This window comes from Pseudoalteromonas sp. QJM3NY_22 (assembly GCF_056173065.1).
This window is the reverse complement of sequence record NZ_CM149655.1, coordinates 3363579-3389223: the sequence shown is the minus strand read 5'-3', so window position 1 is coordinate 3389223 and position 25645 is coordinate 3363579. Positions and strand designations below refer to the sequence as shown.

Below are 25645 nucleotides of genomic sequence, written 5' to 3'. Positions count from 1 at the left end.
CTATTAAAACACGATTTAATTGCAATGCTGTTTAAGGTATACAGTGGAGCAATTTTTTGAAATATTTAAATAACCTGAACTCTGGATAATAAATCCATCTCGAGCAGCAATTTTTAGCGCTAACTGCGTTGAATTTACTTGCAATAGGCCAGTTATCGACAGTATTTTCTTATCTCAAAATCGATCTCTTAATTAAGCGAATTGGGGGATTATTTGCTGTATAAGCACGCACATTCTAAGATTGTCAGATTAAAAATCTGATAATCGCGACTCATATCAAATTTTTAACTGAATGTTGTAAGGTCTTAAATAGCCTTTTTATGGATAACGTTTTACTAATTATTTAACCAGCCAAGCCAATTAATCAAAAACCTTAAAGCTGAGCAAAGCTGTCTACGTATTCACTTAGTTTGGGTATATCAACCGCTTGCAAACCATCGTTACTTCTAAGCACTAAGCCTTTTTCTACAAGTTCTGTAACAACCCGTCTGTAAGCTCTCTCAGTTGTTGCAAAACGTTCGGCTTCTGCATTTACCGTAGGGTAAGCTCTAAGCAGTGTAGGGTTGTTGTTTTCGGCTCTTAGTAAACAATCTTTAGCTATGTTGTAGCTTAGCGGTAGTAATAGCTTATCTAGATTGATTTTTTTATTTTCTTGAAATTTAGCCGCTATAGTCTGCGCTGTGTATAAACTCAGTTCTGGTTTTTCAAGCAGCAGCGCGCGCCAATGCCTTAATTCAATAAGGTTATAGGTTACATCACTAAAACACGTGACCGTATAAATACACGGATTATTATTTAGCGCTTCTATTTCACCAATAAGGGTGTTGTTACAATCCAATTGTCCTAACAGCAGGCGTCGTCCATTTCCTACATCGTAACTAAACGACACAGTGCCACTGCGTACAAGCACAAGCTTGCTTAAAGGCTGATCTTGATGGATCAGAACTTCTTTTTTTGATTGTTGATAGCTACTACCGGCAAAGGTTAAAAGCTGATCAACAAGGTAACTAGAAAAATGGTATTGAAACATCAATGTGCTCTTCGGACATTTGTCCTATTTATTACATCTTAATGACGATAGCATTAAGACACTAAGAATTTACGCTAACTTGCTACTAATACTATTAGCTTTGCTAAGAGTATTATTTTACCTTCATTTCCCGTGTAATGATTTAAGAAGTTGCTGGTATTTTCCGGCAAACTTTTTCAGGTTTTTTAAGCAAGTTAGCTTTTTTATTTTGTTGTTACTTTGCAATACTTATAAATGTCATAAGCTAGCAGTAGTGTAATGCTAACCTAAAGGCAGGGAGAGAACAATTGAGTTGGGAATATTTAGGTTATATTGCGTCAGCTTTATTGGTTGCATCGTTAACAATGACTGATGTAGTAAAACTACGCTGGTACAACATGTTTGGTTGTATTGTATTTACTGCATATGGTGTTGCCATTGGTGCAGTACCTGTGATTTTTACCAACGGCTTATTGTCGCTCGTAAATTTATATCACATTATAAAAATATATCGTCAGCCAAAAGTTGAAGCGCCTAAAAGCTAAAATACTAGGCTGTAACTATAAAGGGTTAACTTGCGTTAACCCTTTATAGGTTTTATTTATCGATAATATTTTTTCTTTTTCGTACCGTTTTATTCCTGCTATCCATGTTTGCAACACATTCGTTTCATAAATTTCATCAACAGGTATTTTAAAGTAATCTTTGTCTATTAAAATAAAGTCAGCCCATTTACCTTGTTCTAAGCTACCAATTTTAAACTCTTGATGTGCGGCATACGCACCGCCTAAAGTAAATGCACGTAATGCATCTTCTCTACTTAATACTTCACTTGCACGCCAACCATTTTTAGGTAATTGATTGTGGTCCATGCGTGTAATGGCTGAATATAACCCATAGAATGGATTAGCGAGTTCTACAGGGTAGTCCGACCCAGCCGCAATAATAGATCCTTGCTGTAAAAAAGATTGCCAAGCGTAGGCACCGCTTAGTTGTTTTTCAGTTAAGCGTTGCTCTGCCATATGCATATCTGATGTAGCATGCACTGGTTGCATTGATGGGATTATCTTTAACTTTTTAAAGCGAGGAATGTCTTCAAGCGTTACAATTTGCGCATGTTCTATACGGTTACGAAGCAATATCCCTCCCGTTTTTTTAAACACCTTCTCATAAGCATCAAGTACCACTTTATTTGCTTTATCGCCAATAGCATGGGTGTGAGCGCTAAAACCGCGCTTAAAGCTTTGCGTAAAGAGTGCTTCGAGTTTTTCTTGTGTCTCTAGCATTAATCCATGATGGCCTGTACGGTCTGCATAATCTTCAATAAGAGCTGCGCCACGAGATCCAAGTGCACCATCGGCGTATACTTTAACACTGCGGATTGACATGAAACTGTTTGCGTCTTGGTATCGCCCTGCTTTAAGCATTGTGTTTAAGTCGGGGCTAGCACCACTTAACATGGCCACAATACGCACAGGTAAATTTCCTAGTTCACTGCGTTCTTTGTAAACTTCCCACGTTGCTTTATCAATGCCAGCATCATGGGTAGAGGTAATACCTAAACTTAATAAATGCTTTCCTGCTGCATCAAGCGAATCGCTTATATCTTGTTTTGAAGGGGCTGGCATATGCTGGGTAATTAGCGATTCTGCTTTATCTACAAATATGCCGGTAGGGTTGTCAAATTCATCTTTAATTATTTCACCGCCTTCAGGTGCTTTTGTTTGGGCGGTAATACCTGCAAGTTCGAGCGCTTTTGAATTTGCCCAAATAGCGTGGCTATCTACACGTGAAAGCACAACTGGACGATCATTAACTACTTTGTCTAAATCTTTAGCTGTTGGGAAGCGGGTATCAGCCCAAAGCTCTTGGTTCCAACCTCGCCCTATAATCCAACCTTGTTTGTTATTGGCAAATATTTTTAGTTTATTTGTGACTTCATCAACCGATTTTGCGCCACGTACATCAAGCTGCGATAAGTTATCTCCCAGGCCAATAACATGGCCATGAGCATCAATTAAGCCTGGTAATAAGGTGCTACCTTGTACATCAATGAGCTTGGCGTCTGGGTAGCTATTTTTTAGTGTATCGCCACCTACTTTTACTACTTTTCCATCTTTAATGACAAGGGTAGAAAACTGCTGTACTTCGCCTTTGTATAAAGGGGTGTAACCATTGGCGTTATAAATTACTTTTGTTTGTGCAAGAGTGTAGCTAGAACTTGCGCAAAGGCTGGCTAGTATGAGTGGTTTGATTAGTTTTTTGAGTAGCATAAGGCATTATTTTTTATTGTTAGTGAATCAACACTAACAAAATCATTTTTATAATACCAATATGATGAGATGGTTGGGGGACGAAGTAAACTAAAGCTAGTTAGTGATACCTACCTAGCTTAAGAGTTAACAATTATTTACTCGCGTATAAACCGTATTCATTTAATGTTAGCTTACCATCTTTATCTTGATCATAGCTTGAAAATCGAGACCAAAGAGCAGGGTCTATTGATGCTTCGCCACGTGTTAAAAAGCCATCTTGGTTTCTATCAAATTTATTAAATTGTTCAACAATATTATTGCTTGCGGCAAAACTTAGAGTGCAAAAAGTGCTGAATGCAAAAAGTGCCATATAGCGTATTTTTTTCATAGGAAATACTCAGTAGAGGTTATTGGTTAGATAATTTTTAAATTCGATTAATGAAATTTGGTTATCTTGATCTTTATCCCATATCAAAAATGTGCTCAATAATTGTGGTTGAGGTTCAAGTTCATCATGGGTTAAATAACCATTTTTGTTAGTATCGAGATGGGAAAAGCGTTGCTTAACATCAAGTGCTAGGGCGTCAAAGCTTGATAGTATTAAGATGCTTGTAACAAAGGAAAGTATCCTCATGGTATTTCTTCCAAAAGATTATTTAACCTGTAATCTGGTTGAGAGGTTAATTAACACATCTGGCCTATTACAAGTAAATTCAACGCAGTCAGCGCTGGGAATAGCTGCTTGAGATAGATTTATTAACCAGAGTTCAGGTTATTTAGGTTATAAACAATTTAGTAGAAGCGGGGAAAGCACTTGCCATAATTTAAATCCCAACATTAAATCCTTTTACACACTCCCTCAGGGATTATGGCAAATGCTTTAGTTCACTCTACTAGATAAAAGCTTAAGCAAAACTTAACTTGTTAAGGCTTAAAGCTTTTAAACTCTGTCTTAGAAATTACTTCATCATCGTTTTCGTCTAAATCGGTAAATTGCTTCATTACTTCTTTGTCTTGCTTGGCTTCGATAATTGATATTTGTCCATTCATATCTTTATCTAAGTGGGCAAAACGCACATTTGTTGGCGATGCAATTACGGTGGCACTAATTGCTAAAAACATTAATGAAAAAGCGGCGATAAGTTGTTTCATAATCACGTTCCTTATTAAATGAGTTTATTGAATAAATTTTTTGAATTCATCTAGCGACAATTGCCCATCTTGATTAGTATCAATTTGAGAAAAATTCTCGTTTAACACAGCATCTTCACCTGCTTCGGCTTCACTTAATGTGCCGTTACTGTCTTTATCAAGTTCGTTAAAAGTCGCGTGAACGTCCATTGCGTGTGCATTAGCGCCGAAAAAGCCTAAAGTCAGTAATGATGAAATTACTAAAATGCGTTTGTTCATAATTATTTCCTTATTGATTAAAGTTATTACTCCTGTTACAAAAATGGTGCCAATAATAATTATTGTTATTTTTCAATTGGTTATTATTTTTGCTTTAAGCCAATGAGAAGTTTTTACTGGGTTTATTGTAATTTTTGTGCGCCTTTTGCAACATTATTTGGTGGGGGTGAAAGGGAGTTTATTAAAATCAACGAGTTACGCTGTCTCTATTTGGCGACACATTGTTTTTGTAGCGCTGGCTGTTAATCGTATTAAATATAATTGCTGGTTCAGCTAGTGTATAAGGTAAGCACTTAATAATAGAACGCTTAACTTAAAAGGACTAAACGAAATGCCAGCAACCATAGCTAAAAAATACCAAGCAATGCTTAACTGGCGGCCTAATTTAATTGGGCAATTTGCAATGAGTATGCTGCTTTCGTTACTCCCGCTTTCTATAGTGGTGATTGTATTTTTAAATGCGCTTAACAAGCAATTAGCGGTTACTCAAAGTATCGTGAGTAACAACTATCAAGTTACCAAATCGTTTAATACTCTAAAACAAGAGCTCAACAGCCTTGAGCGCGCCACTAGGCAAAACTGGGTATTAAAAAGTGAATCGCTTGATAAGCTCATTGTCGATAAATGGCAATCATCCCTACAAAGCATTGATGAACTCAAATTTGTAAACACGAATAAAGAGTATATTCACCAATGGCAACGCTTATATACCACCTTACAAACCGCGCATGTAAAACTCGTTGAGCAAAAACAACAACAAGCTGAGCTATTTGTGCCAGTGAGCGATTTAGTTGCTGAGCTTACTTTATGGTTACGTGATAAAAACGAAGCACAAATTACCAATAACCAAAATGAGCTTACAAGCCTGCAAGCGTCATTTATAAACTGGCTGGTGGCACTTATTCCGCTTACTTTAATTGTTGGTGGTGGTTTTTTATGGCGTATAAGTGGGCGACTAAAAGGGTTAACTACGGTTATTGATAAGCTAGGGCAGGGGCATTGGCAGCAAAAAATATCTGTGAAAGGTTCAGCTGAGCTTGTTGAGCTAGGAGAAAAGCTCCAATGGGTGCAAGAGCAACTTCATATGCTTGAGCAGCAAAAAGATACTTTTTTACGCCATGTTACCCATGAGCTAAAAACGCCCCTTGCTTCAATGGTTGAAGGCACTGACTTATTAACTGATGAAATAGTAGGCCCAATTACCGCTGAGCAAAAAGCAGTGCTTGAGCTTATTAGCCAATCTATGGTGCGCCTTCGCACAATGATTGACAGCCTGCTGAGTTATAATGCGATTCGCACCAGTAAAGACAGCTTAAGTGAAGTTGAGTTTAGTCTTCTTATTAATAAAATTAATAGCCATTTTGAGCATCGCTTAAGTGCGCGTGAGCAAGCTCTGCAGTGGCAAAACACTTTACCTAACAAACCGCTTGCTTTACCTAGTGAGCTTATTGAGATGATTTTAATTCAGCTTATTTCAAATGGCTTAAAATTTTCAGATAATAAGCAAAGCGTTACTATTAATTTAGCGCTTGAGCAAAACCAGCTTTGTATCGTTGTACTTGATAAAGGGTGCGGTATTAAAGAGCAAGAAAAAACTCAAATTTTCAGCGCATTTTATCAAGGTCAACACAGTAAAAATGTTACGCTGCAAGGCAGTGGGCTGGGCTTAACTATTGTAAAAGAGTCTGTTGAACAGCTAAGAGGTACACTTACTGTTGAGCATAACGAGCCACATGGTTGCCGGTTTTCAATTAAAATTCCCATAACAAAAAGTCTAGGAGTTAATTAACATGCGCTTGCGTTTAATCGCTATTTTATGTGTGCTTAGTAGCATGGTTATATCAGGTTGTGAAATTAATAATGGGCAAAAAGAGCGTGTGTCAATTACACCTGCACCTGTGGTCGATACAAAAAAAACGAACGACAAAAACAGTAACCCTAGTCCAAAACCTAGACCAAAAATTGAACCAAGCTATCCTCCTGCAGAGCAAGTTATTGCATGGCACGCTAATCAGTGTGGCGGATTTAAATTGGTACCTAACAAAGATGTTTTTACAGGTGAAAACGAGCTTAAACGCTTTTTTAAATTTATGTGCTTAAACATAAATGATGATCCAAATACGGTAATGACTAAGTTGCTAAAACTCGATCTTGCTTACTTTTGGCCTGATGACATAAAGCAATATTTGTGGCTTCAAAAGCAGCAAGTAACTATGCAAATAAATGCTAAAAAAGAGCAGCAAGCACTTAATAATAAAATGCAAGAAACCCTCTCATCGTTAGCTACGATTGAGCAGCAGCTTTTACTACGTGAAGAAATTAAGGAGCAGTAATTATGGCCGCAACCAAAGCGCAAGGTGCAAAAGTACTATTAGTTGACGACGACGCTAGCTTATTAAAACTGCTCGCTATTCGTATTGAATCAAAAGGATACGAAGTGACAACCTGTGAAAGCGGCTTAACCGCACTACAAATACTTAAAAGCCAAGTGTTTGATGCCGTAATAACCGACTTACGCATGGATGAAATGGATGGTATGGTACTGCATCGTCAGCTGCAAAGCCGCTACCCAGCATTACCTGTCATTATGATGACAGCGCATGGCTCAATTCCTGATGCAGTAGAGGCAACTAAGCAGGGCATTTTTGCATTCATAACTAAACCTGTAGATAAAGATGAGCTATTTGACAGCCTTGCTAAAGCAATTGAAATTCACGGTGTTAACGCTGATGAAGCTGCACCTAAAAGTAATATAGTTACGCGCAGTGGTGCAATGCTGCACTTGTTAGAGCAAGTAAAACTACTTGGGCCAACGCAAGTTAATGTACTGATTTCGGGGGCTAGTGGTACTGGTAAAGAATTACTCGCACAGGCGATTCATCAGCATAGTCATGTAAGCGGTGGCCCTTTTGTTGCAATTAACTGCGGCGCTGTACCAGGGGAGCTTTTAGAGTCCGAATTATTTGGTCATAAAAAAGGCTCGTTTACGGGTGCAATTAAAGATCACCAAGGCTTGTTTCAACAAGCACAGGGTGGCACGTTATTTTTAGACGAAATAGGCGATATGCCGCTTAACTTGCAGGTTAAGTTACTGCGCGTATTACAAGAAAAAACAATTCGCCCAGTAGGTTTTCAAGAAGAGATAGCAATAGATGTGCGTATTGTATCGGCAACACACAAAAATCTTCCTGAAGCTATTTTAAACCAGCAATTTAGAGAAGATTTATACTATCGCTAAACGTAGTTAATTTAAAATTACCGCCACTGTGTGAACGCCGCGAAGATATAAGCTTATTAGCACAACATTTTAGTGCAAGCATTGCTAAGCGCATGAACCAAAATGAAAAACACTTTGCAAGCGATGCTATGCATGCACTTGTACGTTACGATTGGCCAGGTAATATCCGCCAATTACAAAACGTAGTAGAGCAGGTTGTAGCATTAACGCCAAGCGATGTTATTTCAGAGCACTTAGTGTTAGCTGCGCTAAATAGTAATGAAAAAAACGTAGAACCATTATCACTAAACGACGCTAAAAAAGAGTTTGAGCGCGACTATGTAATTAACACTTTAAAAATGGCTGGTGGTAACGTAGCTGAAGGCGCTAAGCTTGCCAAACGTAACCGTTCAGACTTTTATAAACTCATTAAAAAACATAATATTGATGTAGATAATTTATAAAGAGAAGCAAATGCAGTTATTTATGGTGTATTTAGGGGGGCGAATTCAGGGTTGCCATATAGAAATGCATGATATTCGTTTTGTTGTAGGGGAGAATATAGAACAAACCTTCTCAAAGTTAAAAAGCCAGTGGGTAGGCGACAGAAGTAGTGTTCACATGGATAGCTACATGGCAATTAATCATATTGATGGCTTTAAAGTAGAAGTTGTTGATAGCTATGTGGAGCAAAATAAACAACTCTATTTTGTAAATTTAGGCGCTTACAGAAGTGATTCCATGGCTGAGCAACATGACTTTGCACTGTATGTTGCAAGCAGTAGCCATGAAGCTAAAGAGCGTGCTAAAAACGATTTACTTGCAGGGCTTAGCCATATTCATAAAGATGATTTACATGATGTAGACGATTGCTTTGCCATTGATTTACTCGACAGCCAATTGAATATAAAGTTAACCCCCAGCGGTGAAGCACAAACCATAAAGCCAGATTGGTTTGGCTACCATATATTGTAATTATAATTTTACTTGGTTCAATAGGGATTAGTTGTGAAAAAGTATGGCTTCTTAGTGTTTATTCTATTATTGACCGGTTGCGAGTCAATATCGCACTTAGCGCCAGTAAGGGATCTCAATAAACTTGCAAAACAAGTAAAAAACAATCCCACCGATGTTAAAGCAATTGAAAAACAAGTAAAAAAAACGCGGCGTTCAATTAAGCAGCAAGTGGGGAGCGTTAGTCAGCTATTAGCAACGTTAGAAAGTGTAGTTAGTCGTAAATGGGGTAAAAAAAATACTCAGCAACCAACACGCAGAAAGTATGTAAAATACAGCAATGATTACCAAGCACGCGCTGTTATTGATTTTGACCGTAATATGGTACAGGTCGAAACCATAGCCACTAAAAATACCAATTCGCTTCTAACTCAAGCAATTGTAATGACATTATTAACCTCAAGTGATCCACATAAAACAGACATTTTTACCAGTGAATCGCCTATTTTAGGGGATGAACCTTTTTTGTATCAACAAGTGCTTGATGAAGACGGGCTCCCCATAAAATACCAATGGCGGGCAAATCGTTTTGCTCGTTACTTAGTAGACACTAAGGTGCAAAAAAAACGTAGTGATGGTCATTCAATTACATCGGTATCTTTTCCTCTGGTAGAACAAAACGCTCACTTACGAAAGCAAAAATACAGTGAGTATGTTTTGGCTGCGGCAAAAAAATACCAAATATCTGCGTCGCTTATCTACGGTATTATTGAAACAGAGAGTCACTTTAACCCTTACGCAGTAAGCTCTTCAAATGCGTATGGATTAATGCAAATAATTCCATCGCGCGCAGGAAGAGACGTCTATCAAAAAATAAAGAAAATACCAGGGGAGCCCAGTAAAGAAGTATTGTTTGATCCTAAAAGAAATATAGATATTGGCAGTGCGTATTTAAGTGTACTAAAAAATAGCTATTTAAATAAAATACAAACCAAACAAAACCAACATTACGCCATGATTTCTTCATATAACGGTGGCGCAGGCAATGTACTAAAAATATTTAATTCAAATAGAACAATCGCATTTTCAAAAATTAACCAACTAACGTCGAGCCAGTTTTATAAAATACTCACAACTAAGCACTCTAGAGCTGAATCGAGACATTACTTAGAAAAAGTGACCGTAGCAGAAAAAGCATATCAATAAGTTTCAAATATATTTGTTATTGATAAACAAACCATAGCTGAGTTCCTGTTTTGGTTCAATTGGTTACTTCAATTTCAGGTGAAATATTAAAAGGAGGTTTGGTGCTATTTTAACTGCCGTTTAAAGGCTGTTACTGGTGTTTGAGTGGCTAGGTTGAGAGGGAGTGGCTTTACTTTCTTTGTGTGCTTTTTTAGGCTGTGTATCTTGTTTACTTTCAAAACATTGGCATTTAAGTGAATATTATTTAGGTGCTTGAAAATACATACGCCCTATGATGAATCAGCTTCCTTGCTGCATTGAAAAATAACGGAACAACGCTACTAAAATCTGCGGTGGAAAATAAGTATTAGTGCTCATCAGCGTGTGTTGTTATCTGTTAATTAGCTATTTACATTAGAGTTGCAGTTATGACAGCCGTTGCACTAATACATGCTACTAGTAGTGGGACTATAACCTTCCATCGCTCAAAGTTTGAAACCTGCCTATCATGAATTTCAATAGCAACTTCTATTAATTTTTGCACTAAACTCGGCTCTAATCGCTCACGTATTTTCTTACCATTTTTGGTTTCGTAAGATGCTACGTAACGAGATACTAAAGAGACCCTATTTATTTTATCTTCCTCATCTCTAACACGAAATAGCTCAGGGTGGGATTTTGATAGCTCCACCCAAGAATTCGCAGACCTTGGAATTAGTTTTAGTTCTTCAATTAAGCCTTCTTCACTACGACTTGTATTTCGATGGAATGCTAAGACCTGAATTAGTGCGATGACTTCGCCTAGCCGATGTTCTTTTAAGTACTCTTTTGACATTGCAATATATCCCCATGGCTCATAAATAATGAAGTGTTAGGTTGGATTGGAATCTCGTTTTTACACCGAAGGATAAGGCATGACCTATTGGTAACTATACCTTAGCTAATTACGCCACGGAAAATCAGTTATTCCTCTTGTTCTTCTTTTTCACTCTTAGCCGCCATTTTAAACGCCACAATAACCAATCCAAACATAGCAAACGGCAGTGCTGCCAACATGTATTCAACCACATTACTGTCTTGAAAGTTTGCTTGTAGCAAAAAGTGACCTGCTACGCACATTAAAATAACTACCAATAAAATAGGCAGTAACATAAGTTCTTTTTTTGATGAATGATTTTTCATTGAATACGAGGCTGTAGCTAAAAATAATGCGCCATTGTAATGAGCTTGTTTAGGCTTGGCAAATACCGCAGAATTTTTTAATTAATGATATGATTAGCGTCAAACAATTGGGCAAGTGTTATTGGGAATAAAGTGAAAAGTAACTTAAAACAAGTTTACCTCGTTGGCGGTGCAGTGCGCGACAAACTGCTAAATATAAAATCAAAAGATAACGACTATGTAGTGATTGGTGAAACGCCAGATACAATGCAGTCGCTCGGTTTTGTACCAATAGGTAGCGACTTTCCGGTTTATTTACACCCAAAAACAAAAGAAGAATATGCACTAGGGCGCACAGAGCGCAAAAGTGGCAAAGGCTATACTGGCTTTGTGGTTGATGCCAGCCCAACCGTTACGCTAGAAGAAGATTTAGCAAGACGCGATTTAACTATAAATTCAATGGCGCTTGACGAACACGGTAATATTATTGACCCGTTTAATGGCCAAACAGACTTACAAAATAAAATACTGCGCCATACCACCGCTGCATTTGTAGAAGACCCTGTACGGGTACTGCGTATTGCCCGTTTTTTAGCGCGCTATGGCAGCGATTGGCGTATTCACCCAAGTACGTATGCATTGATGCGCGAGCTTAAAAATAAAGGTGAGCTAAATCATTTAGTACCTGAGCGCGTGTGGCTTGAAACAGAAAAAGCACTGGGTGAAAAGCACCCTGAGCTTTATTTTGAAGCATTGCAAGGCTTGGGTATTTTTCCAGAGCTTGAGCGCATGGTTAATGTACCGCAGCCAGCAAACCATCATCCTGAAGGGGATGTATTTGTGCATACTATGTTGGTACTTAGACGCGCCGCAGATTTAAATTTTGATTTGGAAACTCGTTTTGCAGCGCTGACTCATGACTTTGGTAAGGCGCTTAGTTTTAAAAAGTATGGAAATTTACGTGGGCACGAACGCGAAGGTGTTGCAATTATTGAGGCGTTTTGTGAGCGCTTAAAAGTGCCTAATCGCTTTCGTGATGTTGGTGTACTCACCAGTGATAATCACACCCTTTGCCACACAATTGATCAGTTAAGGCCGCAAACCGTTCACAAGCTAATAGTGACTAACTTAAATGCTTTGGTGCATCCGAATCGTTTTATAGCGTTTACTCAAGCGTGCCAATGTGATGCGCAAGGCCGTGGTGAAACATTGGTTGATAAGCCATACCCGCAAGCAGCTAAACTGCGAGCAATTCATACTGAGCTGCAAAAAATGGATAAGAAGCAAGTAGTGCAAGATGCGCTTAAAAATGGCAAAAAAGGCCCTGAAATAGGCGAAGAAGTAAAACTAGCAGAAATAAACTGCATTAAAGCATTTTTACAAAGCGAGAAATTGGAAGCTCAACAACGTTAGGCTGAGTTAAATTAAATAGTGTGACACGCCTTCGTTTTTAGGTATGTCGGGTTTTCGAAGTTCTTTATAATTAGCGTTCTTTGGTTTTACATTTTCAGATTTAGGCTTTTTAGATGGCCTATATAGGTCAAAAATAAAGTCTAGCTCTTCACGTTCTAGTAATTCTTTCATAAAGTAATCTCCTCAATAAGCAACTAGGGTATGGTCGTTCGACTGAATTAAAAGTGAATAGTTACATATGAAGTTGTACTAAATTGTAATCGGCAGGTTTTAAGGGGTGAGAGGGGTTTGTTTGTTAATTTATATGGAGTTAAGGTAAATTAAATTAACTCTTTTTAACTAAAAATATACAGCTTAATTTATTACGTACTTACTATTTACATATAGTGCTGTGGCTATAAATATAACGGTACAAATATAACGGTATAAATACAGCCTTAACCATTTACTAACGGCAGTGTTACGGTAAATACTACACCATCGGCTTGTTCGTTGTTTTGCGCAGTTACGCTGCCTTTATGGTAATCGCACACCAGCCTTACAATATAAAGCCCTAACCCCAAATGTGGCTGTTGCTGCATTTGCTGGCTACGTACCGACACCATTGAATCAAAAATATGCTCAGTTAATCCTTCGGGTAAAGCAGGGCCTGTGTTTCTCACAGTTAATATTGCTTTATTTTCGCTCTGCTTAAGGCTTACATTAATAGCCGTATTGGCTTCACTGAACTCCAGCGCGTTATTAATAAGTTTATCAAGCAGCTGAGCTATAAACTCCGGTGCACCTTGCATAGATAATTTGTTTTGGCCTACATCAAGCGTAAATAACTGGTTTGGGTAAGTAAGCTGATAGCCTTGCATGCAGCCATTTATTACTTTTTGTAAATCAAAAGGCTCAGGCTCGTTGCTTTGAATACTTTGCTCAAGGCGAGTGGCTTCGCTCATGGTGGTTATTATTTTCCCTAAGCGTTCAACGCCCTCACTGGCGCGATCGAGGTATTTTTGACTCAGCTCGTTTTGTGGCAAGCTTTGTAAGTTCTCGAGTGACGAGCGCACTACGGCAACCGGCGTGCGCAGCTCATGTGATAACCGCGACGACATGTTTTCTAAGTAATCGGTATAGCCACCAAGTCGGCTCACAATGTTTGAAAAACTACGTGATAGGTCGCCAATTTCATCGTTAGCGTCGCTGTAATTAATACTGCCGGTAACACGCCCTTGTGCATCAATCGCTTGCTCAGCAGTATCGCGCAGTCGCCTAATTCGGTTTGATATACGTGAGGCAAAAAAGAATAAAGTCACGGTACCAATTAGCATCACAGCTAAAATAACGTTAAAGAGTTTTTCGAGCGATTTGTTACGCAGCGTACGTACGCCGTTTGTGGTTTCCTCTGCTATTACCGCGCCAATTACTTGGTCTTGGATCCAAATAGGGTAAGCGGCCGATAAAATAACGGCTTTGCTGTCGGGGGTTAAGCGCCAAGACGATGCTGGTTGTCCTTTTAAGGCTTTCGCTAAATGTGTGCCCTGCATAGAAGCTACATCGTGCAGGGTATCTAAAAACTCATTTTCGGGGCGCGTTAATATCTTATAGTAAATTGGGTGCAAGTAATTTTGCTCAAAGCGCTGCCACCACGTTTCAGGTGCTTGGTTAGCAAGTCCATCAGCCCAAACGCCATCTGCATTTTGAATAGTACCCGATTGCGCAAGTACGCGATGATGGTTATCAACCACCCAAATACGACTGCCACTGTGGCCCATACCTTTTAAAATACGGCTAATTTCTGGGGAAGGGACTAATACCGAGCCTAAATCGTTTGGATTATTTAAGTTTGAGGTTGACATTACTTTAGGCTTTAGCAATGCCTCTTTACTATCAATATCAACAATAGCAAAGCCAAGTTTGTTGCCCAGCATGCTAATTGGAAAGCGCAGCTCTACGTTATAACCTGATTCGGTACTTTCAAAATAGCCTTGGATTTTAGTAAAAGGGGCTTTGGTTTTTGCATCAAACGCATTAACCCAGCCATCTTGGCGCGGCGCAATAATGTAAGTATTAAACTGGCCGTCTGGCGTTTTTAGGCCAATTTGTAAATAATCGTTATTGGTAATGCTTAAGCTATTTTTAGCGCGATAAATAAGGGTATTGTCGGTGACTTTAAATACGGCATATAAGTAGTTATCAAATTTTCCCACCATATGATCAAACGATAAGTCACTGGCTTGATGTTTGTTATCTGTTTTTTGTAAGTAGCGCTTGTCGTAATGCCAAAATAGCGGTTGGTAGCTGTCCCAATCGTTAAGTTTACCGTCGAGCTGAATAGGGTTTTTAAGATTATAAGCGTATAAATCGCGGCCTTTTACTACTTGGTCTAAAAAGTTGGTTTGCTCGTCAAATAATGCGGGGCGCTCATGTAATGCAGTAGCAAGAGCACGAGTGGTGCCTACTAGGGTTTTTTCTTGGCCTTGGCGTAAAAACTTTTCCATTTCCCATACGTACTCGTAGCCAAGCCACGGCAGCAAAAACAAAAAACATGAAAGTAATATAAATTTACTGCGCAGACCAAATCGTAGCATTAGTGTTGTTCCCACCGATAGCCCATACCGTACACGGTATCTATACAATCAAAGGTGCTATCGAGTGCTATAAACTTTTTACGAATACGTTTTACGTGTGAAGTAATAGTGCTGTCGTCTACATAAATTTTTGCATCGCTCATTAAATCGTTACGGCTTTTAACATGGCCTGGCCGCTGGGCGAGTGAATGCAGCATCCAAAATTCGGTTACGGTTAAATCAACTAATTGTTGTTGCCAAAATACCTGCATACGTTGCGTGTCGAGTGTTAACTGCCCGCGTGTTATGAGTGCGTTTGCATCAGCAGGTTGTTCAAGTGCTTCCATGCGGCGAAACAGCGCACCAATACGTGCAGCCAAGTGAGCCAAGCTTATGTCTTTTGTTAAGTAGTCGTCTGCGCCCATGCGTAGGCCGCATACGGTATCTATTTCGCTATCGCGGGCGGTTAAAAAAATAATAGGCAGTGTTTTAGAAAGCGATCGCAATGTTTGGCACAGTAAAAATCCACCATCTATTTCATAGCCTAAGCCAATATCAACAATAGCTAAATCGGGTAGAGCATTTTTAAATGCAACCTCTGCGCTGGCGCGATCTGTAAAGCCGCTCACTTGGTAGCCTTGTGCGGTAAGCATTTCTATGTAGTTTTCGCGGATTGCGGGTTCATCTTCAATGATGGCTATTTTTTTCATCTTAATCATTATCCTATCGGCTCTGTTGTGCACTATAACGAAGTTTTTAACCTAAGTAAGGTTAAAAAGCTAATTGCCATTTTTTTGCCACAATTGCTCAGCAGTTTGCCATTTTTGCTCCCCTTTGTTGCCACTTGAGCTTGTTTTAATACACCCATCAAAACAAAACATCACAAATTAAAAAGTAAGTTTAAGGATCAAATCATGAAGAAGACATTAATTGCGTTAACACTCGTTGCTAGTTTTTGTACTCCAGCAATTGCCTCAACATCTAACACGCCATCAAAAGAAGCCCATAAAGAAACGGCTATTGGGCTAGGTGCAGGCGCTATTATTGGCGGCGTAGTGGGCGGGCCAATTGGTGCGTTTATTGGGGCATTTGCCGGTGGTTTAATAGGTGATTCAAAAGTAGCTGATAACAAAATTGCAGAGCAAGAGCGTGCAATTACGGTTATGAAAGAAAAAACCAGCGATTACCAACATGTGCTTAACCACAACAATATGTTAGAGCAGCAGTTAGAAGTACTTGCCAATCAAAATGAGCAGTTAACTCAAGTTCAAATTAATAACTTATTAGCCATGACGGTGCAATTTAAAACAGGCTCAAGCGTTATTGCACCGCATTTTGCACTGCAGTTAGACCAACTGGTTACCTTGTTAAACAACCAACCACAACTCGCACTTGATTTAAGCGGCTTTGCCGATCAGCGCGGCGATGAGCAAGCCAACCTTTTACTCTCTAAAGCACGTGTAAATGCCGTGCAAAGCTATTTAATAAAACACGGTGTGAGCCACAAGCGCTTAAGCACGCAGGCATTTGGCGAGCAGCAAACGTTGGCTAACAGCAACATGGTGGAAGACAACTTTTTTGATAGACGCGTAACGCTTACCACTCGCTCAATGAATAGTGTAAATGGCCAAACGGCGAGTAACTAAACCTAACTGAATCTAAGTAAAGCTAAGCGTTCGATGGAGTGATTTTATGTTGAGTAAACCAACCAAAATGCTTACTAAAGTAAGCATTTTTATATTCATAGCGATTGTGCTGTTAGCGAGCTTCAAAAGCCATGCGCAATCACCCAAGTTAGAGCTTTTTGATAGCAATGGTGCGCCAGCAGGCCCAGCAATAATATTAAAAAGCGACGCCAATATGACCTTAACCGGCCTAATTAATCATGTTGTCGTAACGCAAACCTATCAAAACGAAAACCCGTTTGCAGTTAATGCGCGCTACGTTTTTCCATTGCCAGATGAAAGCGCCGTACATGCCATGACGATGCGTATAGGTGAGCGAGTTATTAAAGGCCAAATTGATAAAAAAGTGGAGGCTGAAAAAAAATACGAAGAGGCTAAAAAATCAGGCAAGCAAGCGGCACTCGTACGCCAGCAACGCGCCAATATGTTTATTACGAATGTGGCGAATATTGGCCCTGGTGAGCAGGTAATTATTGAGCTTGAGTATCAAGAAATAATTGATTACAACAGCGGTACATTCGCTATTAGATTTCCTACTACCATTACACCGCGTTATCACGCGATTAGTGGTGAGGTTAATACTCAAAACCAAGCACATACTAATCCTTTACCAACTGGGTGGTTGAGCCCTGTTTACAGCACTCAAAACATCACTCAAAATAGTACTCAAAATGATAACGTACCAAGCAGCCAATTTAGCTTAAACATTAATATAGACGTAGGCTTAGAGCTGGTGGATATCAATTCTAAATTTCATAATGTTGATGTACAAAACACTGCGTTTGGACAATATAAAATAGCGTTAAATGAGACAAATGCAGGTAATCGCGATTTTGTACTTGAGTTTAAACCGCTGCAAAAAGAGCAGGCTCAAGCCGCATTTTTTACTCAGCAGTTTGAAAATGGTGATCGATACGGGCTTGCTATGCTAATGCCACCAGGGGATCACTTTACACAAACTCAGCGCTTACCTCGCGAAATGGTATTTGTAGTTGATACGTCAGGCTCTATGCACGGGCAATCTATGGAGCAAGCTAAAAAAGCCTTGTTTTATGCACTTTCATTACTCGATAGCGACGACAGCTTTAATATTATTGGTTTTGATAACATAGTGACTCCAATGAGCGATAAACCACTTATAGCCAGTGACTTTAACTTACGCCGTGCAGAGCGATTTATTTATAGCCTAGAAGCCGACGGCGGCACTGAAATACAAGGTGCGCTTAATGCCGTACTTGATGGCAGCCAGTTTGATGGTTTTGTACGCCAAGTTGTATTTTTAACTGATGGTAGCGTAAGTAATGAAGATGCATTATTTAAAAATATTCAAAGTAAGTTAGGCGATAGCCGCTTATTTACAGTGGGTATTGGCAGCGCACCTAACAGCTTTTTTATGCGCCGAGCAGCAGATATAGGCAAAGGCTCATTCACGTTTATAGGCAGCACAAGCGAGGTGCAACCTAAAATGCAGCAGTTGTTTGATAAGCTAGCACATCCGGCTATTACTAATTTGGCGCTAAGCGATGAAAGCGGTAACAGCTTAGATTTTTGGCCATCACCACTACCTGATTTATATTTTGGCGAGCCTATCATGGTCGCTATAAAACTTAATAATGCTAAAAATGTGGTACTTGCTGGGCAAACAGCACAAGGGCCTTTAAGTATTAAATTAAGTACACAAAATAGTTCAAGCGCTCAAGGTATAGCAAAACTGTGGGCGCGCCAAAAAATCAAGTCATTACTTTTATACAATGAGCAAAGTACAGTTAAAGATGAAGTACAGGAGCTTGCGCTTACTCATCAATTACTTAGTCCGTTTACTGCTTTTATAGCGATTGAACAAACTCAAATAAAAGAGGTGGCAGAGCAAACGGCGCAAGCTACTAATGCATTACCACAAGGTATGGCAATGCGTTTACCGCAAACCGATGGGCAAAGCAGGTTACATATGTTGCTAGGCTGTATTTTATTATTGGGATTTGGCGCGCTTAAAATAAATCGAGGGCTTAAATTAAGTAGGGAATATAAATGAAAAAGTGGCTAAGCGTGGGCTTACTAATAGCTGGGCTTGGATTATTTGGTCACGGCGCTTATATGCAGGCAAAAGCGTGGCTTGCTCAAGTATTAATTGAGCAAGCATGGCAAGAGGCACTTAAATCACCCGGCACTAAAGTAAAACCGTGGTATTACGCCGACAGCTACGTTACTGCAAAGCTTGATTGGCCAAGTCATAATAAAACATTAAGTGTATTGGCTGGAGCGAGTGGCCGTAACTTAGCGTTTGCGCCTAGCCAATTTTTACCCGCAGGGGAGCTGGGCGGAAAAGAGTTTGGAAACGAAAAAGGCGCGCTAATAGCAGGGCATAACGACACCCACTTTGCATTTTTACAAAACGCAAAAGTGGGAGAGGCGTTTACTTTGCAACTGCAAAGTGGGGTGATTCAAAATTATAAGGTAACGGGGATTGAGGTTATTCATCAATCCCAAAACTCATTTTTACAAACACCTGGGCTGTATTTGCTTACCTGTTACCCTTTTGATTCGCTTGCCTCGGGTACTGATTTAAGGCTGCTTGTATCTGCGCAAATGTCTTCGCCTGATTCACTAAGCGGTATATCAACCACGAGTTCTTGATGACGCTGGCTTATCATTACGCCAATAAATACCACAAATATGCTCAGCCATTGCCAAACGTTGAGCACTTCGCCCAAAATAATCGCTGACAAAATAAGTGTAAAAATAGGAATTAAATTAGAGTACGCAGCAGCGGTTAATACCGATACCTTGCTAATTGCATAGTTGTACATGCCATAGCCGCCAAGGGTTACACACGAACCTAAATACAAAATGCTCATGAGCGCAGTTAAGTCGTGTTGGTTTTCGCTTGGTAGGTCGATAAAAAATAAAAATGGCGCAAAAAACAAGCTGCCGCTAATACCTTGCAAAGCAATTAAAGTCAGGGGCGAGTAGCGATTAGCTAAATGTTTAATACTTACAGTATAAAATGCCGCGCACACCATAGCCATAAGCTCTAAAAAGTTACCCAGTAACGGATTAGGTGCTTGGTCGGTACTTGGTGAAAGAAGCGTAAGTAAAATACTGCCGCCAATACACAGCGTAAAACCGACAACAATGGCTTTGCTTATATGCTCTTTAAGTAATACAAAGGCAAGCAGCGCAATAATAATAGGTAAGCAAGAGACAATAACACCGGCCTGCGAGGCTGATGTATATTCCATTGCATGGCCTTCAAATAAAAAGTACAAGCAAGGCTCAGCAAGCGACATACCCACTAAATACTTCCAGTCACCTTTTAAATACTCAAACCGAATAACGTAGCGCCATAAACAAAGCGACAAAACTAACGTGGTGAGCATGCGTAAAAATATCACCAATGCAGGGTCGTAAATAGCAATGGCGTATTTAAGCGCAATAAAAGAACTGCCCCATAAAAAGGTGGCAATAATTAAACATAAACTGGCAGGCATAGAGAGTAATTTACATAATTTAATAAAATCAGATCCTAGCATGAATATTTTTAACTTGTTCAAAAATACCGAGCTGGTATAAATTAATTCATCTTTAATTAATCAGTAGTAAAAAGCACATGCAAAGGGAACAGGTAATAGTTGTAAAGCTTGGTACAAGCGTACTTACTGGCGGCACCGATAAGCTAGATAAAGCACATATGGTTGAATTAGTACGCCAATGCTGCGAGCTTAAAAAGCAGGGGCATCACGTTATTTTAGTATCGAGCGGCGCGGTTGCTGCTGGGCGCGAACAACTATTAAAACCCTGTGGCAGAAGCTTAATTGATAAACAAATGCTTGCTGCAATTGGACAAGGTCAACTTATTCATATTTGGCAGAGCTTGTTTGCTTTATACGGTGTAAATGTAGGACAAATGCTGCTAACTCGCGCTGATGTAGACGACCGAGAGCGCTACCTTAATGCCCGCGATACACTCAATGCGTTATTAAATTACGACGTTGTGCCCATCATTAACGAAAATGACGCAGTCGCTACCAGTGAAATAAAAGTAGGCGACAACGATAACTTATCGGCACTTGTCGCGATTTTGGCTAATGCTAATAAGTTACTGCTACTTACCGATCAAGAAGGGTTATTTACCAGCGATCCGCGCACAAACGCCGATGCTACTCTCATTGGCGAAGTAACACATATAAATGATGAGCTGCGTCAACTTGCTGGTGGCAGTGGCACAAATTTAGGCACCGGCGGCATGGCAACCAAATTACAAGCCGCTGACATTGCAAGGCGCGCAGGTGTTGAAGTTATTATTGCTAAAGGCGCAGGTAAAAACGTTATTTTAAAATGTATGAGTGACGAGTTACCTGGTACACGCTTTTTAAAACTCACCGCCCCAAAAGATGGCCGTAAAAAATGGCTACTCGCTGGGCCTAAAAGTACCGGCCAAATTGTTATAGATACAGGTGCTATTGCAGCGCTGCAAAATAAAGGCGCAAGCTTACTTGCTAAAGGCGTTACTAATGCATTTGGACGTTTTGAAAGAGGCGATTTAATTGATTTAATAGATAATAAAAATCAAGTAATTGCACGTGGCTTAACGCGTTTTAGCAGTACCGAGGTAAATAAAATCAAAGGCGCACACTCAAATCAAATAGTTGAGTTACTCGATTACGATAGTGGCGCAGAAGTACTTCATAGGGATGATATGGTATTGCTATAGAAGTACTTTTAGTAAATTAAATTACGTGAGTGTAATTCTCGCAGTATTACACTTTTTTGATTGTAAATTTGTGCTAAAATCTGGCTCCTTAAATTGTTGTAAGCAGAGCACAGAACATGAAATTAGTTCGTTGGTTTTTAGGTTGTATAATCTTATTCTTTAATTTTGTATTTACTCCTCGCAGTAAAAAGCGCGCAAGCGACGAGCAAGCACAGGTTGATCTGCAAACCTCACAATTTAAACTGTATCAATTTAAAGCATGCCCGTTTTGTGTAAAAGTACGTCGCGCCATTAAACGCGAAGGCTTAAACATAGAAACGCGTGATGCAAAAGACAATGAGCAATATCGTCAAGAGCTACTAGAGCAAGGCGGCAAAGTTAAAGTTCCTTGCCTGCGTATAGAGCAAAACGGTCAAGTACAATGGCTGTATGAATCAAACGATATTATTGCTTACTTAAACAAAGTAGCTGCATAAACCACTTTTATTATCTCACTTATTTAAAGAGAATTTACCATGACAATTCGCACCCGTGTTGCCCCGTCGCCAACTGGTGACCCGCATCTTGGCACCGCTTATATCGCCTTATTTAACTACTGTTTTGCTAAACAACAAGGCGGTGAATTTGTACTTCGTATAGAAGATACAGACCAAGTACGTAGCACGCCAGAGTCTGAACTTGCGATTATGGATAGCCTACGTTGGTTAGGGCTTGAGTGGGATCATGGTCCTGATGTTGGTGGCGAATTTGGTCCTTACCGTCAATCTGAGCGTAGCGATTTATATAAAAAATACGCGCATCAGTTAGTTGACGATGGCAAAGCGTTTTACTGCTTTGCAACAAGCGAAGAGCTTGATCAAATGCGTGAAGAGCAAATGGCAGAAGGCCTACGCCCTAAATACGACGGTCGTGGTTTAAACCACACAGATGAAGAAATTAAAGCAAACTTAGCGGCAGGAAAACCTTACGTTATACGTATGAAAATCCCAAGCGAAGGCACATTTAAGTTTAACGACTACCTACGTGATGAAATTGAGATCCCGTGGGAAAACGTAGACATGCAAGTGCTGTTAAAAGCAGATGGTTTCCCTACGTACTTTTTAGCGAACGTAGTTGACGACCACCATATGGAAATTAGTCATATTTTCCGTGGTGAAGAGTGGATTAACTCAGCACCTAAGTTATTAAAACTGTATGAAGATTTTGGTTGGGAAGCACCAGTACTTGGTCACTTACCACTACTACGTAACCCAGATAAATCAAAGCTGTCTAAGCGTAAAAACCCAACATCTATTAATTACTATAAAGAAATGGGTTACCTGCCAGAAGCCGTACTTAACTACTTAGGTCGTATGGGTTGGTCAATGCCTGATGAGCGTGAAAAGTTCACACTTAATGAGATGATTGAAAACTTCGACATGAAGCGCGTATCGCTTGGTGGTCCAGTATTCGACGTAGATAAATTAAGCTGGTTAAACGGCATGTGGATCCGCGAAAACCTAACCGACGAGCAGTTAATTCAGCGCTTTGTTGATTGGAAGTTTAACGGCGAAATGCTCGCTAAAATATTACCAGAAGTGAAAACACGTATTAATACGCTGTCGGATATGGTTGAGCTTGCAGGGCACTTTGTAGGGGGGATTCCAACTTACGATCCTGCGCTATTAACAGCCGGCAAAGCAGACGAAAACGTAATACGCCAAGCGCTACAATTTTTTGTATGGCAGCTTGAAGGCTTACGTAGCTTTGAAAAGCCCGCTATTTTTGCAATTGCAAAAGAAGTGGCAACATTCCACGAGCTTAAGATTAAAGACTTTTTAGAGCCAATATTTGTCGCAATTACTGGCAAAACGTCAAGTACGTCAGTGCTTGATGCAATGGAAATATTGGGATCTGACCTATCACGTGCTCGTTTACGTGTAGCACTTGCTCATTTAGGTATTTCTAAAAAGCAGGCTAAAAATATAGAACGCGCATACCGCGAATACCCAAGTACATAATTGCTAAAATGCACTTACAAAAGCCGAGCTTAGTAAAATAAGTTCGGCTTTTTTAATCGGGTCACTTATAATTTTGAAAAAGGGCTAATAACACCATTAGCACCTTGTTGTAGTACGTGGGTATATATTTGTGTAGTTTTAACGTCAGAATGGCCAAGCTGAGCTTGAACAGTTCTTATATCGGCGCCACTTTGCAGTAGATGAGTAGCAAAAGAGTGTCTTAATGTATGAGGTGTTATTATTTTTGTTAACCCTGATTTTTTGACGGCTTTTTTAACCTCTTTTCTAATGCAAGAGTGATGAAAATGATGTCGCCTTATTTCGCCACTTTGAGGATCTGAACTTAATATATGAGAAGGAAATAAATATTGCCACGCAAGCGATTTTGCGGCACTTGGATATTTTTTTGTTAAAGCATATGGCATCCATACGCCAGAATATTTAGTATTATTTAAATCCAGTTTTAAATAGTCATCAACGTTCAAAATTTGATTTCTCAGTATAGGAATTAGCTCTGTGGCCAGCGTAACAATGCGGTGTTTATTACCTTTTCCATTCCATACTTGAATGCATTTATAATCAAAATCAATATCTTTTACTCTTAATTGCACCGCTTCCATTACTCTTAAGCCACTTCCATACATAAGGGCTGCAATTAAATAATAGCGCTTATTTAAATGAGCCATCAACATTTTAACTTCCTCTGGGGTCATCACGACAGGGAGCTTTGCTTGTTTTTTACTGCGGACAAAATTTAAATTTAATGAAAGTTCGTTTTTTATTATATGTTTGTATAAAAATGACAATGAATTGAGTGCAGTGGCTTGCGTACGTGGTGCGACGTTTTGATTTAACACTAAATGTTCTAAATAGCGCTCGACTTCGTTGTCTCCCATTGAGGCGGGGTGGCGTTTATTATGAAAATGGATATAAGATGCAATCCATCTTAGGTACGTATCTACGGTGCGTAATGAATACTGACGTACCAACATATAATCGGCTATATAATTTAAAAATGGAGAACGTGTTTTCATATTACCACTAATAATAATGCTGTTTTTATATACAGTATAGTTGTGCTGCTCCCATATTCAAGAAAATGAGCGACGAGCGCATTTTCTCTTTTATTGAGAGTTTGAATGCTAATAAAAAATTATATATAGCAATGTGTTAAGTTATTTGGTAAAAATGATTTATTAAATACATGAGCGTATCGTTGGCAGAAATATGCGCGATGAGCGCACTATTAAATTGTTATGAATCATCGTTGTAATTAATTACGGAGTTTTCTTTATGCTGGATTTTTTAAGTAATAGTGTGTTTTGGAAAGGGCTTTGCGCTATAGCACTGATTGGAGGATTATACAGAGTATATTTAATTAACTTTGGCCCCGCAGCAGGCCAAGCTGCTATTGATTATGAGGCAATTCAAGATTTTGGTTTTTGCCAAGCGAGTGTGTTTGGTAAACAAGCTCATTCTCTCGAAAATTGCTATAAATTTTATACAATCTATTTACCTAAAAAAACTGCTCCTAAAAATAAGAGAAAAATAGTAGAAGTGCAGCAATTAGATCCAAAGGATATTAAAAAGCTATATGTCGATCTAAATGTTTGGTTAAAAGAAAGAGGTGCCAAGCAATTACCTGCACTTTCTAAATTAAGTAATGGCCAATTGATTGTAAATTCATAACAAGAACTTCAAACGGAAAAAATACAGTTGGCTGTTTTCACTCCGTTCAACATTTTAGCCAACTATATTTTTCCGCTTAAGTAGGCGTTATGAGTTTAATCTAATTCGTTTGTTGGGTTTTGTTAAAAGGGCGGTTATAACAACTTAACTTTGTAATCGCTTCAAACGAGTTGAGCTAGGTTAGTTTTATAAATAACCACTAATAGACTTTGCCTTCATAAAGAGATCTTTGTGGCAAATCCATTAGTTCGTTAAAGTATTGTTAGTAGCTCAAGTTAACGTTTATCTATAAATTGGGTGTTTACTATTAGTTTAGTATTTTGAGTTAACCAAAGTTACTCATAACAAGCAAATCAACGGGAATTTTACAGCTGGCTGTTTCGTTCCTCAACATTTTAAGC

Annotated in this window: 26 protein-coding genes and 1 pseudogene; 14 read left to right on the top strand and 13 right to left on the bottom strand. The window is 39.2% G+C overall.

Going from position 1 to position 25645, the window contains the following annotated elements:
* Positions 1–373: 373 nt before the first annotated feature.
* Positions 374–1030 carry a Crp/Fnr family transcriptional regulator gene (locus tag AC0VZ4_RS15610; protein ID WP_475440114.1) on the bottom strand — a complete coding sequence of 219 codons (657 nt, stop codon included), beginning with the start codon at positions 1028–1030 and terminating at the stop codon, positions 374–376.
* Between the two features lie 287 nt (positions 1031–1317).
* On the opposite strand from AC0VZ4_RS15610, the gene AC0VZ4_RS15605 reads away from it, so the two are divergent.
* Positions 1318–1554 (top strand): YgjV family protein, encoded by a 237-nt coding sequence (locus AC0VZ4_RS15605; RefSeq protein WP_007377025.1) that lies wholly within the window; start codon positions 1318–1320, stop codon positions 1552–1554.
* 15 nt (positions 1555–1569) lie between these two features.
* On the opposite strand, the gene AC0VZ4_RS15600 is transcribed toward AC0VZ4_RS15605, so the two are convergent.
* The 5 genes from AC0VZ4_RS15600 to AC0VZ4_RS15580 form a co-directional block, all read right to left on the bottom strand.
* Entirely contained in the window at positions 1570–3282 is a 1713-nt protein-coding gene (locus tag AC0VZ4_RS15600; RefSeq protein WP_475440113.1) for an amidohydrolase, read from the bottom strand.
* Positions 3283–3415: 133 nt separating this feature from the next.
* Positions 3416–3652 (bottom strand): EF-hand domain-containing protein, encoded by a 237-nt coding sequence (locus AC0VZ4_RS15595; protein WP_007377023.1) that lies wholly within the window; start codon positions 3650–3652, stop codon positions 3416–3418.
* A 9-nt stretch (positions 3653–3661) separates the two neighbouring features.
* A complete protein-coding gene (locus tag AC0VZ4_RS15590) occupies positions 3662–3898 on the bottom strand; it encodes an EF-hand domain-containing protein (protein ID WP_033016114.1) in 237 nt (78 codons plus the stop codon).
* 290 nt (positions 3899–4188) lie between these two features.
* The gene (locus AC0VZ4_RS15585; RefSeq protein WP_008137524.1) at positions 4189–4416 is read right to left on the bottom strand and encodes a hypothetical protein; all 228 of its coding nucleotides are present in this window, start codon (positions 4414–4416) and stop codon (positions 4189–4191) included.
* A gap of 24 nt (positions 4417–4440) precedes the next feature.
* Positions 4441–4674 (bottom strand): EF-hand domain-containing protein, encoded by a 234-nt coding sequence (locus tag AC0VZ4_RS15580; RefSeq protein ID WP_475440111.1) that lies wholly within the window; start codon positions 4672–4674, stop codon positions 4441–4443.
* 331 nt (positions 4675–5005) lie between these two features.
* Between AC0VZ4_RS15580 and AC0VZ4_RS15575 the strand changes: the two genes are divergently transcribed.
* The 5 genes and pseudogenes from AC0VZ4_RS15575 to AC0VZ4_RS15555 all read left to right on the top strand — a co-directional run bounded on the left by AC0VZ4_RS15575 (position 5006) and on the right by AC0VZ4_RS15555 (position 10051).
* Entirely contained in the window at positions 5006–6463 is a 1458-nt protein-coding gene (locus AC0VZ4_RS15575) for a sensor histidine kinase (RefSeq protein ID WP_475440110.1), read from the top strand.
* A gap of 1 nt (position 6464) precedes the next feature.
* Entirely contained in the window at positions 6465–7007 is a 543-nt protein-coding gene (locus tag AC0VZ4_RS15570) for a hypothetical protein (protein ID WP_475440109.1), read from the top strand.
* A gap of 2 nt (positions 7008–7009) precedes the next feature.
* A pseudogene (locus tag AC0VZ4_RS15565) lies at positions 7010–8355 on the top strand (sigma 54-interacting transcriptional regulator).
* A gap of 10 nt (positions 8356–8365) precedes the next feature.
* Positions 8366–8866, top strand: coding sequence for a DUF1543 domain-containing protein (locus AC0VZ4_RS15560; protein WP_475440108.1), 501 nt, complete (start codon positions 8366–8368; stop codon positions 8864–8866).
* A 33-nt stretch (positions 8867–8899) separates the two neighbouring features.
* Positions 8900–10051, top strand: a complete 1152-nt coding sequence (locus AC0VZ4_RS15555) for a murein transglycosylase domain-containing protein (protein ID WP_007377015.1) — start codon at positions 8900–8902, stop codon at positions 10049–10051.
* A 388-nt stretch (positions 10052–10439) separates the two neighbouring features.
* Here the strand turns inward: AC0VZ4_RS15555 and AC0VZ4_RS15550 are convergent, their stop codons facing one another.
* A complete protein-coding gene (locus AC0VZ4_RS15550; RefSeq protein WP_475440107.1) occupies positions 10440–10865 on the bottom strand; it encodes a hypothetical protein in 426 nt (141 codons plus the stop codon).
* Between the two features lie 128 nt (positions 10866–10993).
* Positions 10994–11212 carry a hypothetical protein gene (locus tag AC0VZ4_RS15545; RefSeq protein ID WP_033023621.1) on the bottom strand — a complete coding sequence of 73 codons (219 nt, stop codon included), beginning with the start codon at positions 11210–11212 and terminating at the stop codon, positions 10994–10996.
* A 132-nt stretch (positions 11213–11344) separates the two neighbouring features.
* Here AC0VZ4_RS15545 and AC0VZ4_RS15540 point away from each other — a divergent pair, with 132 nt between their 5' ends.
* Positions 11345–12604: a multifunctional CCA addition/repair protein gene (locus tag AC0VZ4_RS15540; RefSeq protein ID WP_149615107.1), complete on the top strand. Its 1260-nt coding sequence runs from the start codon at positions 11345–11347 to the stop codon at positions 12602–12604.
* Positions 12605–12610: 6 nt separating this feature from the next.
* On the opposite strand, the gene AC0VZ4_RS15535 is transcribed toward AC0VZ4_RS15540, so the two are convergent.
* The 3 genes from AC0VZ4_RS15535 to pdsR all read right to left on the bottom strand — a co-directional run bounded on the left by AC0VZ4_RS15535 (position 12611) and on the right by pdsR (position 15869).
* A complete protein-coding gene (locus AC0VZ4_RS15535; protein WP_002961633.1) occupies positions 12611–12775 on the bottom strand; it encodes a hypothetical protein in 165 nt (54 codons plus the stop codon).
* 266 nt (positions 12776–13041) lie between these two features.
* Complete coding sequence (pdsS, locus tag AC0VZ4_RS15530; protein WP_475440106.1) at positions 13042–15180, bottom strand: proteobacterial dedicated sortase system histidine kinase; 2139 nt, start codon at positions 15178–15180, stop codon at positions 13042–13044.
* The gene (gene pdsR, locus AC0VZ4_RS15525; RefSeq protein WP_475441670.1) at positions 15180–15869 is read right to left on the bottom strand and encodes a proteobacterial dedicated sortase system response regulator; all 690 of its coding nucleotides are present in this window, start codon (positions 15867–15869) and stop codon (positions 15180–15182) included. The genes pdsS and pdsR overlap by 1 nt, the downstream gene beginning before the upstream one ends.
* Before the next feature lie 204 nt (positions 15870–16073).
* Here pdsR and pdsO point away from each other — a divergent pair, with 204 nt between their 5' ends.
* Genes pdsO through AC0VZ4_RS15510 form a run of 3 tightly spaced genes read left to right on the top strand, consistent with a single transcriptional unit; the run spans position 16074 to position 19478 of the window.
* Positions 16074–16805: a sortase-associated OmpA-like protein PdsO gene (gene pdsO, locus AC0VZ4_RS15520; protein WP_475440105.1), complete on the top strand. Its 732-nt coding sequence runs from the start codon at positions 16074–16076 to the stop codon at positions 16803–16805.
* 46 nt (positions 16806–16851) lie between these two features.
* Positions 16852–18876, top strand: coding sequence for a marine proteobacterial sortase target protein (locus AC0VZ4_RS15515; RefSeq protein WP_475440104.1), 2025 nt, complete (start codon positions 16852–16854; stop codon positions 18874–18876).
* Positions 18873–19478, top strand: a complete 606-nt coding sequence (locus AC0VZ4_RS15510) for a class GN sortase (protein ID WP_081824594.1) — start codon at positions 18873–18875, stop codon at positions 19476–19478. The genes AC0VZ4_RS15515 and AC0VZ4_RS15510 overlap by 4 nt, the downstream gene beginning before the upstream one ends.
* On the opposite strand, the gene AC0VZ4_RS15505 is transcribed toward AC0VZ4_RS15510, so the two are convergent.
* Entirely contained in the window at positions 19373–20332 is a 960-nt protein-coding gene (locus AC0VZ4_RS15505; protein ID WP_475441669.1) for a DMT family transporter, read from the bottom strand. The two genes, AC0VZ4_RS15510 and AC0VZ4_RS15505, sit on opposite strands and share 106 nt — an antisense overlap.
* Before the next feature lie 119 nt (positions 20333–20451).
* On the opposite strand from AC0VZ4_RS15505, the gene proB reads away from it, so the two are divergent.
* The 3 genes from proB (at position 20452) to gltX (ending at position 23555) form a co-directional block, all read left to right on the top strand.
* Positions 20452–21555 carry a glutamate 5-kinase gene (gene proB / locus AC0VZ4_RS15500; RefSeq protein WP_475440103.1) on the top strand — a complete coding sequence of 368 codons (1104 nt, stop codon included), beginning with the start codon at positions 20452–20454 and terminating at the stop codon, positions 21553–21555.
* 116 nt (positions 21556–21671) lie between these two features.
* Positions 21672–22031 carry a glutaredoxin family protein gene (locus tag AC0VZ4_RS15495; RefSeq protein ID WP_475440102.1) on the top strand — a complete coding sequence of 120 codons (360 nt, stop codon included), beginning with the start codon at positions 21672–21674 and terminating at the stop codon, positions 22029–22031.
* Between the two features lie 39 nt (positions 22032–22070).
* Positions 22071–23555, top strand: coding sequence for a glutamate--tRNA ligase (gltX, locus tag AC0VZ4_RS15490; protein ID WP_475440101.1), 1485 nt, complete (start codon positions 22071–22073; stop codon positions 23553–23555).
* Between the two features lie 65 nt (positions 23556–23620).
* On the opposite strand, the gene AC0VZ4_RS15485 is transcribed toward gltX, so the two are convergent.
* Entirely contained in the window at positions 23621–24589 is a 969-nt protein-coding gene (locus AC0VZ4_RS15485; protein WP_475440100.1) for an integron integrase, read from the bottom strand.
* A gap of 259 nt (positions 24590–24848) precedes the next feature.
* Here AC0VZ4_RS15485 and AC0VZ4_RS15480 point away from each other — a divergent pair, with 259 nt between their 5' ends.
* The gene (locus tag AC0VZ4_RS15480) at positions 24849–25244 is read left to right on the top strand and encodes a hypothetical protein (protein ID WP_475440099.1); all 396 of its coding nucleotides are present in this window, start codon (positions 24849–24851) and stop codon (positions 25242–25244) included.
* Positions 25245–25645 lie beyond the last annotated feature (401 nt).

Excerpts from the sequence above, each read along its gene's own strand:
- proB (WP_475440103.1), top strand. The coding sequence starts at position 20,452 with ATGCAAAGGGAACAGGTAATAGTTGTAAAGCTTGGTACAAGCGTACTT.
- AC0VZ4_RS15575 (WP_475440110.1), top strand. The coding sequence starts at position 5,006 with ATGCCAGCAACCATAGCTAAAAAATACCAAGCAATGCTTAACTGGCGG.
- AC0VZ4_RS15570 (WP_475440109.1), top strand. The coding sequence starts at position 6,465 with ATGCGCTTGCGTTTAATCGCTATTTTATGTGTGCTTAGTAGCATGGTT.
- AC0VZ4_RS15585 (WP_008137524.1), bottom strand. The coding sequence starts at position 4,416 with ATGAAACAACTTATCGCCGCTTTTTCATTAATGTTTTTAGCAATTAGT.
- AC0VZ4_RS15590 (WP_033016114.1), bottom strand. The coding sequence starts at position 3,898 with ATGAGGATACTTTCCTTTGTTACAAGCATCTTAATACTATCAAGCTTT.
- AC0VZ4_RS15550 (WP_475440107.1), bottom strand. The coding sequence starts at position 10,865 with ATGTCAAAAGAGTACTTAAAAGAACATCGGCTAGGCGAAGTCATCGCA.
- AC0VZ4_RS15545 (WP_033023621.1), bottom strand. The coding sequence starts at position 11,212 with ATGAAAAATCATTCATCAAAAAAAGAACTTATGTTACTGCCTATTTTA.
- pdsR (WP_475441670.1), bottom strand. The coding sequence starts at position 15,869 with ATGAAAAAAATAGCCATCATTGAAGATGAACCCGCAATCCGCGAAAAC.
- AC0VZ4_RS15535 (WP_002961633.1), bottom strand. The coding sequence starts at position 12,775 with ATGAAAGAATTACTAGAACGTGAAGAGCTAGACTTTATTTTTGACCTA.
- AC0VZ4_RS15515 (WP_475440104.1), top strand. The coding sequence starts at position 16,852 with ATGTTGAGTAAACCAACCAAAATGCTTACTAAAGTAAGCATTTTTATA.
- gltX (WP_475440101.1), top strand. The coding sequence starts at position 22,071 with ATGACAATTCGCACCCGTGTTGCCCCGTCGCCAACTGGTGACCCGCAT.
- AC0VZ4_RS15510 (WP_081824594.1), top strand. The coding sequence starts at position 18,873 with ATGAAAAAGTGGCTAAGCGTGGGCTTACTAATAGCTGGGCTTGGATTA.
- AC0VZ4_RS15560 (WP_475440108.1), top strand. The coding sequence starts at position 8,366 with ATGCAGTTATTTATGGTGTATTTAGGGGGGCGAATTCAGGGTTGCCAT.
- AC0VZ4_RS15505 (WP_475441669.1), bottom strand. The coding sequence starts at position 20,332 with ATGCCTGCCAGTTTATGTTTAATTATTGCCACCTTTTTATGGGGCAGT.
- AC0VZ4_RS15480 (WP_475440099.1), top strand. The coding sequence starts at position 24,849 with ATGCTGGATTTTTTAAGTAATAGTGTGTTTTGGAAAGGGCTTTGCGCT.
- AC0VZ4_RS15495 (WP_475440102.1), top strand. The coding sequence starts at position 21,672 with ATGAAATTAGTTCGTTGGTTTTTAGGTTGTATAATCTTATTCTTTAAT.
- AC0VZ4_RS15600 (WP_475440113.1), bottom strand. The coding sequence starts at position 3,282 with ATGCTACTCAAAAAACTAATCAAACCACTCATACTAGCCAGCCTTTGC.
- pdsS (WP_475440106.1), bottom strand. The coding sequence starts at position 15,180 with ATGCTACGATTTGGTCTGCGCAGTAAATTTATATTACTTTCATGTTTT.
- AC0VZ4_RS15610 (WP_475440114.1), bottom strand. The coding sequence starts at position 1,030 with ATGTTTCAATACCATTTTTCTAGTTACCTTGTTGATCAGCTTTTAACC.
- pdsO (WP_475440105.1), top strand. The coding sequence starts at position 16,074 with ATGAAGAAGACATTAATTGCGTTAACACTCGTTGCTAGTTTTTGTACT.
- AC0VZ4_RS15485 (WP_475440100.1), bottom strand. The coding sequence starts at position 24,589 with ATGAAAACACGTTCTCCATTTTTAAATTATATAGCCGATTATATGTTG.
- AC0VZ4_RS15580 (WP_475440111.1), bottom strand. The coding sequence starts at position 4,674 with ATGAACAAACGCATTTTAGTAATTTCATCATTACTGACTTTAGGCTTT.
- AC0VZ4_RS15595 (WP_007377023.1), bottom strand. The coding sequence starts at position 3,652 with ATGAAAAAAATACGCTATATGGCACTTTTTGCATTCAGCACTTTTTGC.